Here is a 17455-nt window from a genome sequence, read left to right on the forward strand (position 1 = left end):
TAAATCTGATGGATTTGCACCGTTCACCGATTAACGCTGTTGAATCCCTGTAGATTTTCCAGTGCTTTTCAAATAGGAAGAAACCTGATTATGTTTATTTTGTGAATAGGGAAAAAAACAGCAAAAAAGCAGGCTTTCGGATGTGAAAGCCTGCTTTTTTTAAATATTCTTCAATTCCTGCTCGAGCAGTACATCTTCGAAATCCTGTTCAGGTTTTGCCAAGGTATAGCGAAGGAAAGCAAAAGCGAGAACGAACAGTACTCCTGTCACGATAAAGACTGAGGAGATGCCGATAAAGCCGCTGACAATCCCGCCGAACATGGGGCCGATAATGTTTCCAAGAAAACGGAAACTGGTGTTGTAGCCCATGATTTCCCCTTGGATTTCAATCGGTGCCTCCCGGCGCATCAAAGCGGTGGTCGTCGGAATCATTCCGCCGACTGCAACCCCGAACAACAGCCGCAAAATGATCAATTGCCAAAGTTCAGTGACGAAGGCCTGTGGAATGATGAAAACAAATGCCAGCAGCAGCAGGAAACCGAGAACTTTCTCGTAGCCGATGGAATCACCCAAGCGGCCCCAGCGACGGGCAAACAGAAGATTTCCGACTCCCGTTGCGCTGAAAGTGATGCCGGCCAGGAATGCCACTTGTCCGCTGCCTTCCGTCAAATGCGCAACATACAACGACAATAACGGCTGGATGCTGAAATTGCCGATTTGAATCAGAGCCGTGATAATCATGACATTCAGTATCAGTCGATGGCTCAAAATACCGGTGATGATGGTTCTGGGGGCATAAACATGGGCATCTTTCTGTTTAACCCGTTTGATTTCATGCAGCCCGAAGACCACGAACAAGGCAGCAATCGAAATGACGCTGGCTGTAATCAGGAAAGTGTACTGGAAGCCGAAAGCGTCGGCCATCAAGCCGCCGAGAACCGGACCGAACAGCGTGCCGGAGACGCTGCCCATCTGAAGTGTGCCAAGTGTTTTCCCTGCCGTCTCCTTAGAGGTCTGTGAACTGACAAAAGCAAGTGAAGTCGGGATGAAACCCGTCACAACGCCCATGAACAGACGGATTAAAAACAGTTCTGTTACAGAATCTGCAGTCCCCATCATGAAGATGCTGATGGCGATGCCGAATCCATTGATGATTAAAATCGGTTTGAAGCCATATTTATCGGCAATGCGGCCCCAAATCGGCGACATGATCAATGCAGCGACAAAGGTGATTCCGAATACGAGGCCAGACCAGCGCTGTACGTATTCATCTGTGAAGTTGCCAAGCGATTCGATATAAAGAGATAAGAATGGCATAATCATTGTGGTACTGCCGGCCACCAGGAAATTGGTGAACATGATGATGAAGAAATTCTTTTTCTGAGTATCCAACTGGACCCCTTCTTTCTTAATGGAGCAACTGTTCTTATTATAAGATATTTCGCCTTACGAAGAAAGTGTTGTATCTTACCAGTGAATTCAAAAAAATTCTATGCTAAAATAAGGCGGGGTGAAAAGGATGAAAAAAGCGATTATAACACCGATTTTATTGGCATTTTTCCTGGGTGCATGCTCAGAAGAAGAAGCGGGGACCGGAACTGAAGATGCGGCCGCACCAACCGAAAGTGAAGCAGTTGAAGTGGACGGTTATCCTCAGCTCTCTACAGAAGTCGCTGATGACGAAGCGCTTGTTGAGCTTACGACTTCCATGGGATCCATGCAGATCAAACTGTTTCCGGAAATTGCACCAAAAGCAGTGGAAAACTTTTTGACGCACGCAGAGGAAGGCTATTACGACGGCTTGACTTTCCATCGTGTGATTGAGGACTTCATGCTCCAGACAGGTGATCCGACCGGCACGGGCGGCGGCGGTGAAAGTATCTACGGCGCTCCGTTTGAAGATGAATTCAATGACCATCTCTTCAATATCCGCGGTGCTTTGTCGATGGCGAACGCGGGTCCTACGACGAACGGCAGCCAGTTCTTCATCGTCCAAGGACCGGCAGTTGCAGAAGCGGATTTGACCGGCGAATATCCGGAGGAAATCCGAGAAGTCTATCTGGAACAAGGTGGTGCGTTTTGGCTTGACGGCAAGCATACGGTGTTCGGACAAGTGATCGAAGGCATGGATATCGTAGATGCCATCGCGGCAGTTGAAACCGAGCAGGATAAACCGGTCGAAGACGTGACCATTGATTCGATCGAAATACTGGAGCAATGACAAAAAATGCAAGTGCCAGCTACTCCGGTAGATGACTGTAGAAGTGACCGGCCATCTCAACACTTAAAATGAATTGCAGAAGCTCCCTTTTACCGGGTTCTTCTGCTTTTCTTTTTGTGATTCTGTGCTATTATAGCCCTTAACGCTGCAGAAATGTTAGGTGAAAACAAATGAATACAAGTGAAATGAACAGAAGAGCCGTTGCAGTCCTGGAAGACTGGGATCCTTTTGCAATCGGTTCAGAGCTGTATGGCACCGAAATCGAAAAAGTCATCGTCCAATTGCATGTTCTGGATCATCCTTCAGAACTCGCGAAGCAAATCCAGAGCATCTATGAAATCTCCTTCGATAAATGGATTCCATTGGAGCAGTGTGTGGAAATTTCCTACAAGTTAATTGCGTTCAAGTATGAAGCGAAACACATTATCTGAAAAACAAAAAGAGCTTTCGGCGACTATTCGCCGAAAGCTCTTTTTTTGATGATGGCTTATTTTGAACCTAAGCCATCTACTAAGTTAGATGCGGGTACTTCCAATGCATTTGAAAGGATTAAAATGGTTTGGTTGGAAGGGACTTCTTCGCCGCTTTCATAGGCTTGAAGCTTGGCGACGCCAATTCTTGTCTTTAAGGACAATTCGTCCAATGATAAGTTACGCTCTACGCGAAGCGCTTTTAATTGGTCGTGTAACTCATTTTTCATTTTCCTGCACTCCTTCTTTAATGGAACTTTCTTCTATTTATATACTATCATGCACAGAATTTTTCCGATAGGATAAGTTATGGCATTTTTCGAACAGTTTCATCCTTGGAAAATAGCAAAGATGCCTTGGATAAAAACAACGATGATTGCAATCGGTGCCACATAGCGGACCAGTATACGCCAAATATCAACCCACAGATTCTGCTGGGACAGCTCTTCGTGCGCATCTTGCTTTGTCAGAACATAGCCCGCAAATAGTGACGTGAATAAGGCGCCGAGCGGCAAGCCGATTCTGCTCGTCAATGTGTCGACGAAATCGAAGAATGTCATCCCGAAGAATACCTCTTGCGGCATGACGCCGAAAGACAAGGCACTCGGAATTCCGACGATGAAAATCATCAAGCCGAAAATCAACGCGACACGGCGTCGGCGATCGTATTTATTCTTGACACCGATGGAAACCGTGATCTCCAGCATGGAAATGGAAGAAGTCAAGGTTGCAAACAGCAACAGGATAAAGAAGATGATCATCAGGAACTCACCCATGAACAATTGATCGAAAATAGCTGGAAGAATGATGAACACCAGACCAGGCCCCTGATCGGGTGTATAGCCCAAAGCGAATACAGCAGGGAAGATGATCAGTCCTGCCATGATTGAAATGATGATGTTCAAGGACACCACACTGACAGAAGAGCGCGTCAGATTTTCAGATTTCGACAGGTAGGATGAATAGGTGATCATTCCGGCAACACCGACGCTTAACGAGAAGAAAGCTTGGCCAAGTGCCACCAATGCTGTTTCAAAATTAAAGAATGACCAATCAGGGACGAACATGAAACGTACGCCTTCCATAGCCCCGTCCAGTGTCAACGAACGAATCATCAACACCAGGAAGAAAATCAATAATGCCGGCATCATGATTTTGCTGGCGCGTTCGATGCCGCCCTTGATGCCGCCTTGTACGATCCAAATAGTCAATCCCATGAAAGCGGCCTGCGCAAGCAGAACTTCCCATGGATTAGTAATGATGCCGGTAAACAGCTCGGCAAATTCAGCATCCCCTAAATCGGATAACTGGAACAGGATAGAGCGGCCCAAATACGATAAGACCCAACCGCCAACAACACTGTAAAAAGACAAAATCAGAAACGAAAAGATAAATCCGGACCAGCCGATTAAATACCACGGTTTACCGGGAGCTTGTTTTTTCAATCCGCTGACTGCATCAGCCTGGCCTCTGCGGCCGATGACAAATTCAGCCAGAAGAATCGGCAATCCGATGGCTACTGTACTGATGATAAACAGTAAGATAAAGACACTGCCTCCATTAGCGCCAGTTTCGTATGGGAATTTCCAAATGGCCCCCAAGCCGATTGCGCTCCCTGCAGCCGCAAGAATAAAGCCTAGCTTGGAACTCCATTGATCACGTTTTTTCAACTTCTTCACTCCTATCTCATGTAGATTTCCTCATTTTACACGAGCAGCACTAAAAAAAATAGCAGTATTTGAAACGCTGGGAGGATTAGAGCGTATAATACTTAGTAACTTAAAAGAGTGATTATTCCAAAAGGTTGAGAGGTGGAGCAATGGCTTCTGCAAATGATCATTATGGACAAGGCCAAAAAGGGGAAGAATCCGCATTCTCTTCTTGGGTCGGTGAAATCCAGCCGGATCTCGGCCGCTTTGTTTACCAATTAGGTGTAACTATAGAAGAACTGCCGAACTTCCAACAGCTGGTCCTGCTCCAACTGCATGAACAATTTGAGCAGCTGACACCAGAGCAGGCAAAAATTCAGCTATACAAAATAACGGTTCAACAAATACAAGAGCACTCTCTCCACTTTGAAAACAACAGTAAACCTCAAGTACTTGGGTTTCCAGAGGATCAGGAACTGCATACGCAGCTGCAAAAATTGGACTTGGCTAAGCGTGTCCCATTTGCTTTAACTCGCTTTCACAGCTTGTCACCAGCAGAAATCTCTATCATTACAGAAATGCAGGACCATCAGCTACATCAGGTGATGGAAGAAGGGGCGCGGGAGTTGCAGCAGCATCTGCAAGTGGACGAACGACAGATGCAGCAGCGGCTGGTTCTGCTTGAGAAATCCTATCGCCGCTTAGTGCCCCCTTTGCCAGTTGATCGTGAGCTTCAGCGTATAGATAGAAACCCTTCTTCTCCAGAAGAATCCCCTAAAATCACAGAGCCTCCACTGCAGAACCGAAAAAAACCGTTCATTGTAATGGGGGCGGCGGGTCTGTTTCTGGCAGCGGTCATCGGAGCAAGCTTTACGATAAACGACCAGCAGTCCGAAACAGCGGGTACAACAGAATATCAAAAAGCTGAGAAAGTGACGGATGAAATGGTTGCAGACTGGCAGAGCCGATACAAAACCATCAAAGAAACTTCGCCAAAGCGATTAGGAATGTCGATTGAACAATACAGTCAGCTGGATTATGTCAAACAGGCAGATGCCGAAATGGCAAGGACGTTCAGTGATGAATCACTCCGTTCGCTGGAAGATGATCCCATAGAAATGCAGCTGGCTATGGATCACCTTTTCAGGCAAATTGAAACTCCGCGAGGCATGACGGAGTCCTTAACGGGTCCCAATGCAATGCCAAGCAGCGAAATAGAAGACTTTCTCCGCAATTATGCAGCCAAAACAGACGAGCTGCGTGTGTTTGCGGACAGCGTGCTGTTGAAGTATCAGGAGGAATTGGAATCGACGATCGTGATGGATCAGTTATCTCCCGAAAAACTGTTGGCGGAGTCAGAAAACTATCCTGAAAAATTGCGTTTGCTTGTGGAATCCCTTCCCGAATACAACCTGCTCGCAGTCGTACACCCAAACGGTGAAAAGTTCAGAACGGTCCGGGATGTCCATATCCTTAATCAGCAGCAGCCGATCGCAAGTGACCCTTATGCCTGGCAATATTTAAACCTGTTGAGCAATGAACCTTATTTTGATGGCAGCGGATTTTTAATGCCGATCGAAACCATCCCTCAGCACTTGATGATCATGGAGCAGGCTTTAGTGGAGGAAGGAGATGGGACTTCCTTATTTGATGGAATCGAAGTGGCCTATCCGCAAGTCTTTTGGCAGTTGGTGAAGGGAAGCGAAAACTCTTCGGTCTATGATACAGAAGGCAAAGTCAAAGATGATTACCGCAAAGCCTGGAATGGATTGGCTACATCCAATCCGATGGCCTTTTTGATGCTGCCGATCCTTGAGGAAATGGAAGCCAGTGATTGGACGGCTTCGGCTCATTACGATGAATTGAAATTCCAGGATCTCTTGAATGCTTTAGCAATGGAAAAGTCAGGTGACCTTGCCGAGAAGCTGCCCAATGGCAATTTGATGATTGAAGATGAATTTGTCGACATGCAGGATTTTGACTGGAGCCGCATACAGCCTTTATACGAATCATTCAAATCCACCTATGACCTCCAGCTTTTAGCGGACGTCCCGCCACTGGATGTTTTGTTCATGTACCATTATGCCAATAAACTCGGAGATACTGAGACGCTGTGGCATCTGTTGGCAGCCAGTCCGTTAAAGCCGCCACTTACGGAATTTGAAAAAGAATGGAAGCCAATTCCCGATATTGCGGAAACCGCACAATGGGTTGAACTTTCGGGTGACTTCTCTAAACAGCGGGTAAAAGACAAGGTCTATATCTACCCTCAAGTTCAATTGGATGAATACGATCAACGATTAGATCTCCTGTTGGTGACTGAGAAAGACCGGATATGGCAAATCGACTACCAGCAGTATGAAAGCTATGACTTGCTGGGTGCAGATCAGCAATTTAAAGAAAATGTCGACTCGCTGTATGCGGCATTTACGGCCGGTCAACAAAACCAGCTTCCTGCTGACACCAAACCTGGAGAAGTGGCAGCGGTGTTCTTCAAAGCTGTAGAAAACAAAGATATTCAAGCAATGAGAAAATTGAGTACAGAAACTGAATGGACAGATGAAGAATACGTTTACTTTTTGGAATTGCATAGTTTTCGCCCATTTTCCGAATTGGCACAATTGGCGTTCGCGACCAATTTCAGTGCATGGAATTCAGGGGACCTTACCGGCAGAGCCGAAATAGAATACGCTTCCGGACCTCAGGACAGCCTGTTTAAGGAAAGCTTTTTGATGAAAAAAACCGAGGATGGCTGGCGTATGGTTCACTCAAATAATTACTGATTTTACTCTGGGCATATACCTGTGCTATAATATACAGATGCCAATAGGTGTACAGGACAATTAGATATGACTAGGAGCGGGTAAACATGACAAAAACATACCAAACAGGCGATACGGTTTCAGGTAAAGTTACAGGAATCCAGCCATACGGCGCATTCGTAGCTTTAGACGATCAAACACAAGGTTTGGTCCACATTTCAGAAATCACTCACGGTTACGTGAAAGAAGTAAGTGAGTATTTGGCAGTAGGACAAGAAGTTGACGTGAAAGTATTGGAAGTTGATGAGAAATCTAAAAAAATCAGCCTTTCAATCCGCGCACTTCAAGAGCAGCCACCAGCAGCTCAAAGAACTGAAAAACCAAAACAATCTCTTCAGTCACATGTGAACGAAAGTGATTCTGAAGGATTCAACTCATTGAAAGACAAAATGCAAGAGTGGATCAAACGCTCTGGACAGTAACAAAACAAAAAACGAAGCGCAGACATCATGTCTGCGCTTCGTTTTTTTTGATTTTCCGTAACCGGTATTGCAGGTTTTGCCGGCTCATGCCGAGGGCAGCAGCTGCTTTCGTGACGTTGCCGCCATGAAGATCCATCGCTTTTTGAAGGTAATACATCTCGGCCTCGAACAAATATTCATCGAGCGGCAACAGGTCTGCATTGGATTGAACGATGAAGTCTTCGGGCTGATGCTCACTTTTCAGGTCTGTCTTCAGCTTGAAATGATGCGGCAGCATGTCGACCGTCACTATTTCCTGTGTTGTCAACATCGATGCAGTTTCATCGAGCAGCAATTCGAGTTCTTTTAAATTTCCTGGCCAGTCATATGTGTGAAGCAAATCCGTGACTTCCTGATCCAACCCCTGGACGATCGAACCGACCATCATCCGATGACGTGAAAAATAATCGTTTACAAACGGCAGAATGTCTTCTTTTCTGGACCGCAGGGGTTCCACTTTGATGGTCATCGATGAAAAGAAATAATACAGATCTTTCAATAACTGATTTGAAGCGATCAATTCCACGGGGTCGTCACCGACACTGGCGATAAAATACGTATTTCCCTTCGAGCGTTCTTCAGCCATCTCCAATAATTGCTTCTGCAGCGGCAGCGGCAACAAGTCGATTCGCTCACAGTATATGGTGCCATCGTCAATTTGCTTGATGTCTTCCCCTAGTTGATCGATGATCATGCCGTCTGTTCCATGACAATAGAGTGTGTACATTTGCCTGTCAGAGGATTGGGCCGAGTGCATCGCTTCAGCAATCAATTCTTTGCCGGTCCCCGATTCCCCAACCAGCAGCACCGGCAATTTTGCCGTCGCCGCTTTTTCAGCAGTTGCAATGACTTTCTTCATGCTTTTGGAAACTGCGGTAATCGTCGAAAAGGTGATGGGTTCTTCGTATTTTTTCAAGGGCTGATAAATCACTTTTTCAAGCGTCGTAACATCCCGTGATAATTCGATGGCCCCAATCAGGTTCTTTCCAGTAAAGACTGGATACGTATCATTGATGGTGGTGATTTCCTGGCCTTTTCGGTTCCAATAAGTTTGTTTAACGTTGAAAACAGGCTTGCCACTTTGCAGAACTTGCAGAAGGGTGCTCTCGGATTGGTCGAAACGGAACATCTCCAGCAGGGAGCGGTCCGCCAGCTCGTCAAAATCAAAGCCTTCAATTTCCCTCATCTTTTTGTTGTAAAGAATGGTTTTCCCTTTGGTGTCAACTGCGTGAATCCCAATGGCCACGTGCTCTCCGGCAAATTTATAGAATGGGGATAAATCGATATCTTCCGGTTTCAAAACGCTCACTCCAAAATTATTTTGATTTTTTAAATAAAAACACTTGAATTATGCAACAATCTTTTGCATTATTATATATGGAAGCAGATATAAAGTGCAAATTTTTTTTGCGCTTACTTAAAACTCAAGGAGGATTTACATGATTCCCTATAAACACGAACCATTCACAGATTTCTCGATCGACAAAAATCGCACAGACTACCTGGAAGGCTTGAAAACAGTTGAAGCTTACCTGGGTCAGGACTATCCGTTGATTATTGGTGGAGAGCGTGTAACCACTGAAGATAAAATCGTTTCCTTCAATCCTTCAAATAAAGAAGAACTAATTGGCCGCGTGTCAAAATCAAATAAAGAATTGGCTGAAAAAGCAATGCAGTCAGCTGACGAAGCTTTTAAAACGTGGAAGAAAGTAAAGCCTGAAATTCGCGCTGATGTATTAATGAGAGCAGCTGCGATTGTCCGCCGCCGCAAACACGAGTTCTCGGCACTTTTGACGAAAGAAGCAGGCAAGCCTTGGAATGAAGCGGATGCAGATACAGCAGAAGCCATCGATTTCATGGAATATTACGCTCGCCAAATGCTGCGCCTGAAAGATGGCATGCCAGTAGAAAGCCGTCCGGGCGAAGACAACCGCTACGATTATATTCCGTTAGGAGTAGGCGTCGTTATCTCACCTTGGAACTTCGCTTTCGCGATTATGGCTGGAACAACTGTTGCAGCAATGGTTGCAGGAAACACGGTTCTATTGAAGCCAGCTTCAACAACACCAATCGTTGCCTACAAATTCATTGAGGTCCTTGAAGAAGCGGGCATGCCACCAGGCGTTGTCAACTACATCCCAGGACCAGGCGCTGAAGTTGGGGATTACTTGGTCGATCACCCGAACACTCGCTTCATCTCATTCACAGGTTCAAAAGAAGTTGGCTTGCGCATCGCAGAACGTTCTTCTAAAGTGAATAAAGGACAGGTTTGGATGAAACGCCTGATTGCTGAAATGGGCGGAAAAAATACCATGGTCGTAGACAAGGAAGCAGATCTTGAGCTTGCTGCACAATCAATCGTGAAATCCGCATTCGGCTTCAGCGGACAGAAATGTTCAGCTGGATCACGTGCTGTCATCGTTGAAGATGTATACGACACTGTACTTGAACGCGTCATCGAATTGACAAAAGAATTGACGATTGGCGATCCGACAGATCAATCTAATTACATGGGACCGGTCATCGACGGCAACTCATACAAAAAAATCATGGACTATATTGAAATCGGCAAAGAAGAAGGCCGACTGGTTGCAGGTGGAGACGGAGACGACTCGAAAGGTTTCTTCGTAAATCCGACTGTCTTTGCTGATCTAGATCCGCAGGCACGCATTATGCAGGAAGAAATTTTTGGTCCAGTCGTTGGTTTGATGAAAGCGAAAGATTTTGACCATGCAATCGAAATCGCCAACAACACAGAATATGGTTTGACTGGCGGAGTGATTACAAACAACCGCGCGAACCTTGAAAAAGCCCGTGAAGATTTCCATGTTGGAAACTTGTATTTCAACCGCGGCTGTACAGGCGCAATCGTTGGATACCAGTCATTCGGTGGATTCAACATGTCCGGAACCGACTCAAAAGCAGGCGGACCAGATTACCTTGTTCTTCACATGCAGGCACAAACCACTTCTGAAATGTATTAATTCAACAGTTTAAATGTATTAAAACAACAAGAAATGGTATAATAATTCATTAAAAGGGCAGACGAATGTCTGCCCTTTTTAAAAAAGGAGGAATTTAGATGACACAGACACAGACTATTATTGAACAAACAGAGAAATTCGGTGCGAATAACTATCACCCGCTGCCGATCGTTATTACAGAAGCAGAAGGTGTGTGGGTAAAAGATCCAGAGGGCAACAAATTCATGGATATGTTGTCAGCTTATTCAGCTGTCAACCAGGGACATCGCCATCCGAAAATCATTCAAGCACTGAAAGATCAAGCGGACCGCGTTACCTTGACTTCACGTGCATTCCATAATGATAAATTGGCTCCATGGTATCAAATGATCTGCGATATCTCCGGCAAGGAAATGGCATTGCCGATGAATACAGGCGCTGAAGCTGTAGAGACGGCATTCAAAGCTGCACGCCGTTGGGCATATGATGTAAAAGGCGTCGCGGAAAACCAAGCAGAAATCATCGCTTGCGACGGAAATTTCCATGGCCGCACGATGACGGCTGTTTCATTGTCATCAGATCCTGAATACCGCAAAGGGTTTGGACCGATGCTTCCTGGCATCAACTTGATTCCATTCGGTGATTTGGAGGCATTGAAAAATGCCATTACGCCAAACACTGCTGCATTCCTGATCGAACCGATTCAGGGTGAAGCGGGAATCATCATGCCTCCGAAAGGTTTCCTTAAAGCAGCGAGAGAACTTTGCCGCGAAAACAACGTTCTTTTCATTGCGGATGAAATTCAATGTGGTCTTGCACGTACAGGCAAAATGTTTGCCTGCGAATGGGAAGATGTAAATCCGGATATGTATATCCTGGGCAAAGCACTCGGCGGCGGGGTATTCCCGATTTCTTGTGTCGTAGCTGACAAATCCGTACTGGGTGTATTCAACCCTGGATCACACGGTTCCACTTTCGGCGGAAATCCGCTTGCATGTGCAGTTTCCGTTGCTTCTCTGGAAGTCTTGCTTGATGAGAAGCTTTCAGAACGTTCTCAAGAACTGGGCGAATATTTCATGGGGAAATTGCGTGAAATCGACCATCCGTCTGTTAAAGAAGTCAGAGGCCGTGGATTGTTCATCGGTATGGAATTGACTGAAGCTGCAAGACCGTATTGCGAACAATTAAAGGAACTGGGCCTTTTATGCAAGGAAACGCATGATACGGTTATCCGTTTTGCACCGCCATTAATCATTTCGAAAGAAGAACTTGATTGGGCGATTGAACGCATTCAAAAAGTATTCTCTAAATAGCATTCACGTGGCACATAAATATTGACATGTGTTACACTAGATGCTGAGTAATTACTAAAATATAAAGAGGCGAACTAATACAATGGCTGAAAACTTGAACTTGTTGACGTCAACGCAGAATGTTATTAAAACTGCATTGGATAAGCTTGGATACGAAGATGCGATGTACGAACTTCTTAAAGAACCGATGCGGATCTTGGAAGTGCGCATTCCGGTGCGGATGGATGATGGCAAAACAAAAGTCTTTACCGGTTACCGTGCTCAACACAGTGACGCGGTCGGACCAACAAAAGGTGGAGTCCGTTTTCATCCGGATGTAAATCGTGATGAAGTAATAGCTTTATCAATGTGGATGACATTAAAATGTGGGATTGTGGAATTGCCTTATGGTGGAGCAAAAGGCGGCATTATCTGCGACCCGCGCGAAATGTCCATGCACGAAATTGAAAAATTGAGTCGTGGATATGTCCGTGCGATCAGTCAGATTGTCGGACCGAACAAAGACATTCCAGCGCCGGATGTGTTTACTAACTCACAGATCATGGCATGGATGTACGATGAATACAGCAAAATCGATGAATTCAACTCTCCGGGCTTTATCACAGGTAAACCAATTGTTCTTGGTGGATCTCAAGGCCGCGACAAAGCAACAGCTCAAGGTGTGACCATCTGTATTAATGAAGCTGCAAAAAAACGTGGGCTGGATATGCAGGGTGCACGCGTCGTCATTCAAGGTTTCGGCAATGCAGGGAGTTTCCTCGCGAAATTCCTTCATGACGCTGGAGCGAAAGTAGTCGGCATTTCGGATGCTTACGGCGCTCTTCACGATCCAGATGGCTTGGATATCGATTATTTATTGGACCGCCGTGATAGTTTCGGAACGGTTACTACCCTATTCGATAACACCATCACAAATAAGGAATTATTTGAATTGGATTGCGATATCCTGGTACCTGCAGCTATCGCAAATCAGATTACGGAAGAGAATGCCAATGATATCAAGGCTTCCATCGTCGTTGAGGCAGCAAACGGCCCGACTACCGCTGAAGCCACTAAGATGCTGACAGATCGCGGAATCCTTTTGGTTCCTGATGTTCTTGCAAGCTCTGGCGGTGTTACGGTTTCTTACTTTGAATGGGTACAAAATAACCAAGGTTATTATTGGACACAAGAAGAAGTGGACGAAAAACTCAACAAAAAATTGGTTGATGCATTTGAAAATGTCTACAACGTTGCTACTACACGCAATATTGACATGCGTTTGGCAGCATATATGGTCGGCGCCCGCAGAACTGCTGAAGCTTCACGCTTCCGTGGCTGGGTATAAGACAATAAGAAAACCGCCTGGATTCTGTTCCAGGCGGTTTTTCTGTCTCAATCTTTTGCATTTTGTTTTAAGAAACTACATAATATAACCTGAATAGAGGAGGATGATTGGATGAATGCATTTTCATTTTACAACCCGGTAAAACTAATTTTTGGTAAAGGCCAGCTTCAGGCGGCTAAGAAAGAATTGCCGAAATTCGGTAAGAAAGTATTGCTGGTATACGGTGGCGGCAGTATTAAAAAGAATTGCCTTTATGATGAAGTCATTCAAATGTTGTCAGAAGCTGAGCTTGAAGTTTTCGAGCTTTCCGGAGTAGAACCGAACCCACGGATTTCAACTGCCAGAAAAGGCATTGAAATCTGCAAAAAAGAAGGCATCGAAATGATTTTGGCGGTAGGCGGCGGTTCCGTCATCGATTGCACCAAGCTCATCGCTTGTGGCGCCAAGTATGACGGGGACGCATGGGATTTCGTTTCCCGCAAAGCACAGCCAAAAGAAGCTTTGCCTTTCGGAACAGTTTTAACAATTGCTGCAACAGGTTCTGAAATGAATGCCGGTTCCGTTATCACAAATGAAGAAACGCAGGAGAAATACGGATGGGGTAGCCCGTTGTCATTCCCGCAGTTCTCAATCCTTGACCCGACATATACATTGTCGGTTCCGGAAAACCATACGGTCTACGGAATTGTCGACATGATGTCCCATATTTTCGAACAATACTTCAACGATGCGAGCAACACACCTGTTCAAGACCGGATGTGTGAAGGTGTGCTGAAAGCAGTCATTGAAACTGCACCGAAATTGATGGACGACCTTCAAAGCTATGAAAACCGTGAAACGATCTTATTTGCCGGAACAATGGCTTTAAACAAATTCCTTGAAATGGGTTATAGAGGAGACTGGGGCTCCCACAATATCGAACACGCTGTGTCGGCTGTCTATGATATTCCCCATGCCGGCGGATTGGCGATTCTCTTCCCGCAATGGATGCGCCATAACGTGAAAGTGAACCCTGCGCGTTTTGCTCAAATGGCAGTCCGTGTCTTTGATGTGGATCCAGAAGGCAAATCAGAAACAGATATCGCCAACGAAGGCATCGATCGCCTGGTAGCGTTCTGGACTTCTCTTGGTGCACCTACGCGTTTGGACTATTACGATATCGATGATTCGAAAATTGATGTGATGGTTGAGAAAGCCATGGTCTATGGTGAGTTCGGCAACTTTGCGAAATTAAAAGATGAAGACGTGAAAGAAATTCTTCAAGCGTCTCTATAAGAAAAAGGCTCAGCATAAAGCGCTGAGCCTTTTTTCTTTGGTTATTTTTTATCGAGAGAGGCGGGACGGCTGCTGAGATGCGTCCAGTGGGGAAGCCCGTCATCGGCATCCAGTGAAACAATCACGTCATCGACACTTGGTTGGCTGAGAATAAGTTCCGCCAAGCGTTCCTGTAAGGCATCTGCTTGTGGAACATCCAATTTCGGGTCAACTTCAATTTTGGTTTCCACATGAAGGAATTCTCCTTCTTTAACAACTTCCAGTTCTTTGATATCCCGAACATCAGGATGATCGCTCAATAGATGGGCAATATGGTTGACCATCTGTTCATCTGTTTCGCCAATGGCACCACGTGCATTGTCCAAAAAGACTTTCCCGACAACGTAAAGCATCATAAAGCCGATAGCGATGGATGCTGCACCTTCGACTTGCAGGAAACCTGTGTAATGTGCAATCAGTACTGCGATCAAGGCTAGGACACCACCTGCAGTTGCTACCAGGTCTTCGAGGAATACTAATTTAGTTGCCGGCTTCGCCCGGTTCAAGTGGGTAAAGCTTGTAGTAAGCGGAGCCATTGCTCCACCTTTAACACCGGCTTCATGTAAAATTTCTTTGCCGGCTTTATATAGAACAAAAAATTCAAGGATAATTGCAATGGACAGCACCACAACACTGATGATAAATCCTTCTGCTTCTACAGGATGAGTCAGCTGGTGCCAGCCTTCGATGATCGTTTCATAAGCCATGATTCCAACAATCAAAACCGCCCCGAGAAGAACAATATTCAATAGACGGCCAAAACCATTCGGAAATCGCTTGGTCGGAGCTTTCTTCGAGAGTGCTGAACCGATGAAAACGAAATACTGGTTGGCTGCATCGCCAATAGAGTGCATCGTCTCGGCGAACATAGCGACGTTGCCGGTAAAAAAGAAAGCGACGCCTTTCATAATAGCGATAAATGTATTAATGACTGCTGCCGTCAATGACGGCTTATTGCCGTTTTTCAATAACCCGAAAAATTCTTTCATCAAAATTCCTCCTTGATCAAATCAGTTCAATTTCAACTTGCTTAACCTTTTCCATATCCGATATCTCTTGATACAGATCGATTGTGTCTTTCTCATGTGAAAATGACATGCGAATCGTCAGTTTCTGAAAAGAAGAAGGACCCTCCAAATCTGAATGGGTGATGGATATGCTTTCAATAAGCGATCCGCCTTTTTTTAATTCATTCAACACCTCTCGTATTGATGCTCGGTCAGCCACAACTACTTTTAAGTTCGCTTCGACCATCTTCAAACGCTTTGGCCCAAACTTAAAGAGAAGGGGAGGCAACACTTCAATTCCAATTATCACGAGCAGCACAGCAGTCATGGCTTCAATATAAAAACCTGCTGCAACTGCAATCCCGATTCCTCCTGCACCCCAAATCATCGCTGCAGTAGTCAACCCTGATATGGAATCATTGCCGCGTTTTAAAATCACTCCGGCCCCTAAAAAACCAATGCCGGAAACAATCTGGGCAGCCAGGCGCAACGGATCCATTGTAATGTTAACATTATCATACTCGCTGCCTTGCGCAATATAAGCAGATTCAATCGAGATGATAGTCAACAGACAACTGAAGGTTGAAATGACAACACTGGTTTTAAGTCCAACCGGCTTCCTTTTTAATTCCCTTTCTAGCCCGATGACTAAACTTAAAAGAGCAGCTATAAGAAGTTTAAAGAAAGTTTCCAATGAAGAAATTTGTAATGCACTGAAAAACTCCATGTTAATCACCCTCCCTTTTTGAACTTGTATTGATTCTTCAGGCAGGTAGTGGCAAACTTATAACGTGCATTGTCGGTGAAATTGGAATAAAGAAGAGGTGTTTGAATGGAGAAACCGGCTATTCATCCGTATATCCCTATTATAGTAGGAGTTTTCTCGGTAGCGTTGTCAGCAATTTTTGTTAAGATGACATCCGCCGATTCAGGAGTAACGGCTTTCTATCGTATGTTATTTTCAATTTTGATTATGAGTCCGGTCTTCTTCCTGAAATATACCCATGAAATCAAAAAGCTAAGCAAAAGAGATTGGCTCTTCACATCGATAGCGGGAGTATTTTTAGCATTTCATTTTATTTTATGGTTTGAATCACTTAATTATACATCAGTGGCCAGCTCAACAGTGCTTGTAACGCTGCAGCCATTATTCGCATTTGCGGGTACATACTTCTTCTTTAAAGAGAAACTCTCTATTAAGACCCTTGTTGCGGGAGGGATTGCGATTTCAGGGAGTGTGCTGATTGGTTATGGAGATTTCAAGGTAAGTGGAAGCGCGCTTTATGGAGACCTGTTGGCTTTGATTGCTTGTGCACTGATCACAGCTTACTTATTGTTTGGGCAGGATGTTAGAAAGAGATTATCATTGGTGACTTATACGTTCGTTGTTTACGGAATCAGCACGATAACGTTATTCTTCTATATTGTATTCAAAGGGGAATCCTTTGGGCCTTATCCGGCTTCCGAATGGATGTGGTTTTTATTATTGGCACTCATACCGAATTTACTTGGCCACACCTTATTCAATTGGGCGTTGAAGTGGGTAAGCACCAATGTCATTTCAATTGCGATTCTTTTTGAGCCGGTAGGAGCTGCTATTCTTGCTTACTTTATACTTGGTGAGTATTTGAGCATTTCTCAAATAGTGGGTGGAAGTGTAGTGTTGGCGGGGATTACGCTGTTTGTTACAGACTATCAAAAAATTAAAATGTTCTTTTTAAAAAGAAAGGCTTGATTTTTCGTTCGTGGCGGTTTATATTTATATATGTCCTTAAGACAACTCAGAAAAAATATTTTGAAATAGTATTGACACTGAAGTTGAAGTGAGGTATATTGATAAAGTCGCCAATGAGCGCGGCAATCAAATTTGAACCTTGAAAACTGAACAGCAAAACGTCAACAAACAGC

15 protein-coding genes are annotated in these 17455 nt (G+C 44.9%); 9 read left to right on the forward strand and 6 right to left on the reverse strand.

Features of this window, described 5'->3' with window-relative positions; genetic code table 11:
* Positions 1–159 precede the first annotated feature (159 nt).
* The gene (locus tag K8U60_RS15190; protein ID WP_223641970.1) at positions 160–1392 is read right to left on the reverse strand and encodes an MFS transporter; all 1233 of its coding nucleotides are present in this window, start codon (positions 1390–1392) and stop codon (positions 160–162) included.
* A gap of 127 nt (positions 1393–1519) precedes the next feature.
* Here K8U60_RS15190 and K8U60_RS15195 point away from each other — a divergent pair, with 127 nt between their 5' ends.
* Both K8U60_RS15195 and K8U60_RS15200 read left to right on the forward strand, forming a co-directional pair.
* Positions 1520–2221 carry a peptidylprolyl isomerase gene (locus K8U60_RS15195; protein ID WP_223641972.1) on the forward strand — a complete coding sequence of 234 codons (702 nt, stop codon included), beginning with the start codon at positions 1520–1522 and terminating at the stop codon, positions 2219–2221.
* 170 nt (positions 2222–2391) lie between these two features.
* Positions 2392–2652 (forward strand): DUF1871 family protein, encoded by a 261-nt coding sequence (locus K8U60_RS15200; RefSeq protein ID WP_223641974.1) that lies wholly within the window; start codon positions 2392–2394, stop codon positions 2650–2652.
* A gap of 56 nt (positions 2653–2708) precedes the next feature.
* Here the strand turns inward: K8U60_RS15200 and K8U60_RS15205 are convergent, their stop codons facing one another.
* Together K8U60_RS15205 and K8U60_RS15210 are read right to left on the reverse strand one after the other, a co-directional pair.
* On the reverse strand, positions 2709–2921 hold the full coding sequence (locus K8U60_RS15205) for a helix-turn-helix domain-containing protein (protein ID WP_223641976.1): 213 nt from the start codon (positions 2919–2921) through the stop codon (positions 2709–2711).
* A gap of 99 nt (positions 2922–3020) precedes the next feature.
* A complete protein-coding gene (locus tag K8U60_RS15210) occupies positions 3021–4361 on the reverse strand; it encodes a sodium-dependent transporter (RefSeq protein WP_223641978.1) in 1341 nt (446 codons plus the stop codon).
* A gap of 149 nt (positions 4362–4510) precedes the next feature.
* Between K8U60_RS15210 and K8U60_RS15215 the strand changes: the two genes are divergently transcribed.
* A complete protein-coding gene (locus K8U60_RS15215) occupies positions 4511–7123 on the forward strand; it encodes a hypothetical protein (RefSeq protein ID WP_223641980.1) in 2613 nt (870 codons plus the stop codon).
* An 86-nt stretch (positions 7124–7209) separates the two neighbouring features.
* Entirely contained in the window at positions 7210–7584 is a 375-nt protein-coding gene (gene yugI / locus K8U60_RS15220; RefSeq protein WP_142828969.1) for a S1 domain-containing post-transcriptional regulator GSP13, read from the forward strand.
* A gap of 25 nt (positions 7585–7609) precedes the next feature.
* On the opposite strand, the gene K8U60_RS15225 is transcribed toward yugI, so the two are convergent.
* Positions 7610–8923 (reverse strand): sigma 54-interacting transcriptional regulator, encoded by a 1314-nt coding sequence (locus K8U60_RS15225; RefSeq protein ID WP_223641982.1) that lies wholly within the window; start codon positions 8921–8923, stop codon positions 7610–7612.
* A 139-nt stretch (positions 8924–9062) separates the two neighbouring features.
* Here K8U60_RS15225 and pruA point away from each other — a divergent pair, with 139 nt between their 5' ends.
* The 4 genes from pruA to K8U60_RS15245 all read left to right on the forward strand — a co-directional run bounded on the left by pruA (position 9063) and on the right by K8U60_RS15245 (position 14501).
* Entirely contained in the window at positions 9063–10607 is a 1545-nt protein-coding gene (gene pruA / locus K8U60_RS15230; protein WP_223641984.1) for an L-glutamate gamma-semialdehyde dehydrogenase, read from the forward strand.
* A 98-nt stretch (positions 10608–10705) separates the two neighbouring features.
* A complete protein-coding gene (locus tag K8U60_RS15235; protein ID WP_223641992.1) occupies positions 10706–11899 on the forward strand; it encodes an ornithine--oxo-acid transaminase in 1194 nt (397 codons plus the stop codon).
* 82 nt (positions 11900–11981) lie between these two features.
* Positions 11982–13226, forward strand: a complete 1245-nt coding sequence (locus K8U60_RS15240; RefSeq protein WP_223641994.1) for a Glu/Leu/Phe/Val family dehydrogenase — start codon at positions 11982–11984, stop codon at positions 13224–13226.
* Positions 13227–13337: 111 nt separating this feature from the next.
* Positions 13338–14501, forward strand: coding sequence for an iron-containing alcohol dehydrogenase (locus tag K8U60_RS15245; protein ID WP_223641995.1), 1164 nt, complete (start codon positions 13338–13340; stop codon positions 14499–14501).
* A 41-nt stretch (positions 14502–14542) separates the two neighbouring features.
* Here K8U60_RS15245 and K8U60_RS15250 read toward each other — a convergent pair whose 3' ends face one another.
* Both K8U60_RS15250 and K8U60_RS15255 read right to left on the reverse strand, forming a co-directional pair.
* Entirely contained in the window at positions 14543–15529 is a 987-nt protein-coding gene (locus tag K8U60_RS15250) for a cation diffusion facilitator family transporter (protein WP_223641997.1), read from the reverse strand.
* A gap of 16 nt (positions 15530–15545) precedes the next feature.
* Positions 15546–16274, reverse strand: coding sequence for an MgtC/SapB family protein (locus tag K8U60_RS15255; RefSeq protein WP_223641999.1), 729 nt, complete (start codon positions 16272–16274; stop codon positions 15546–15548).
* Positions 16275–16379: 105 nt separating this feature from the next.
* Here K8U60_RS15255 and K8U60_RS15260 point away from each other — a divergent pair, with 105 nt between their 5' ends.
* Entirely contained in the window at positions 16380–17282 is a 903-nt protein-coding gene (locus K8U60_RS15260) for a DMT family transporter (protein ID WP_223642001.1), read from the forward strand.
* Positions 17283–17455: the final 173 nt, after the last annotated feature.

It is taken from the genome of Planococcus circulans, assembly GCF_020023385.1.
Taxonomy (GTDB): Bacteria; Bacillota; Bacilli; order Bacillales_A; family Planococcaceae; genus Planococcus.

Excerpts from the sequence above, each read along its gene's own strand:
- K8U60_RS15195 (WP_223641972.1), top strand. The coding sequence starts at position 1,520 with ATGAAAAAAGCGATTATAACACCGATTTTATTGGCATTTTTCCTGGGT.
- K8U60_RS15200 (WP_223641974.1), top strand. The coding sequence starts at position 2,392 with ATGAATACAAGTGAAATGAACAGAAGAGCCGTTGCAGTCCTGGAAGAC.
- K8U60_RS15205 (WP_223641976.1), bottom strand. The coding sequence starts at position 2,921 with ATGAAAAATGAGTTACACGACCAATTAAAAGCGCTTCGCGTAGAGCGT.
- K8U60_RS15215 (WP_223641980.1), top strand. The coding sequence starts at position 4,511 with ATGGCTTCTGCAAATGATCATTATGGACAAGGCCAAAAAGGGGAAGAA.
- yugI (WP_142828969.1), top strand. The coding sequence starts at position 7,210 with ATGACAAAAACATACCAAACAGGCGATACGGTTTCAGGTAAAGTTACA.
- pruA (WP_223641984.1), top strand. The coding sequence starts at position 9,063 with ATGATTCCCTATAAACACGAACCATTCACAGATTTCTCGATCGACAAA.
- K8U60_RS15235 (WP_223641992.1), top strand. The coding sequence starts at position 10,706 with ATGACACAGACACAGACTATTATTGAACAAACAGAGAAATTCGGTGCG.
- K8U60_RS15240 (WP_223641994.1), top strand. The coding sequence starts at position 11,982 with ATGGCTGAAAACTTGAACTTGTTGACGTCAACGCAGAATGTTATTAAA.
- K8U60_RS15245 (WP_223641995.1), top strand. The coding sequence starts at position 13,338 with ATGAATGCATTTTCATTTTACAACCCGGTAAAACTAATTTTTGGTAAA.
- K8U60_RS15250 (WP_223641997.1), bottom strand. The coding sequence starts at position 15,529 with ATGAAAGAATTTTTCGGGTTATTGAAAAACGGCAATAAGCCGTCATTG.
- K8U60_RS15255 (WP_223641999.1), bottom strand. The coding sequence starts at position 16,274 with ATGGAGTTTTTCAGTGCATTACAAATTTCTTCATTGGAAACTTTCTTT.
- K8U60_RS15260 (WP_223642001.1), top strand. The coding sequence starts at position 16,380 with ATGGAGAAACCGGCTATTCATCCGTATATCCCTATTATAGTAGGAGTT.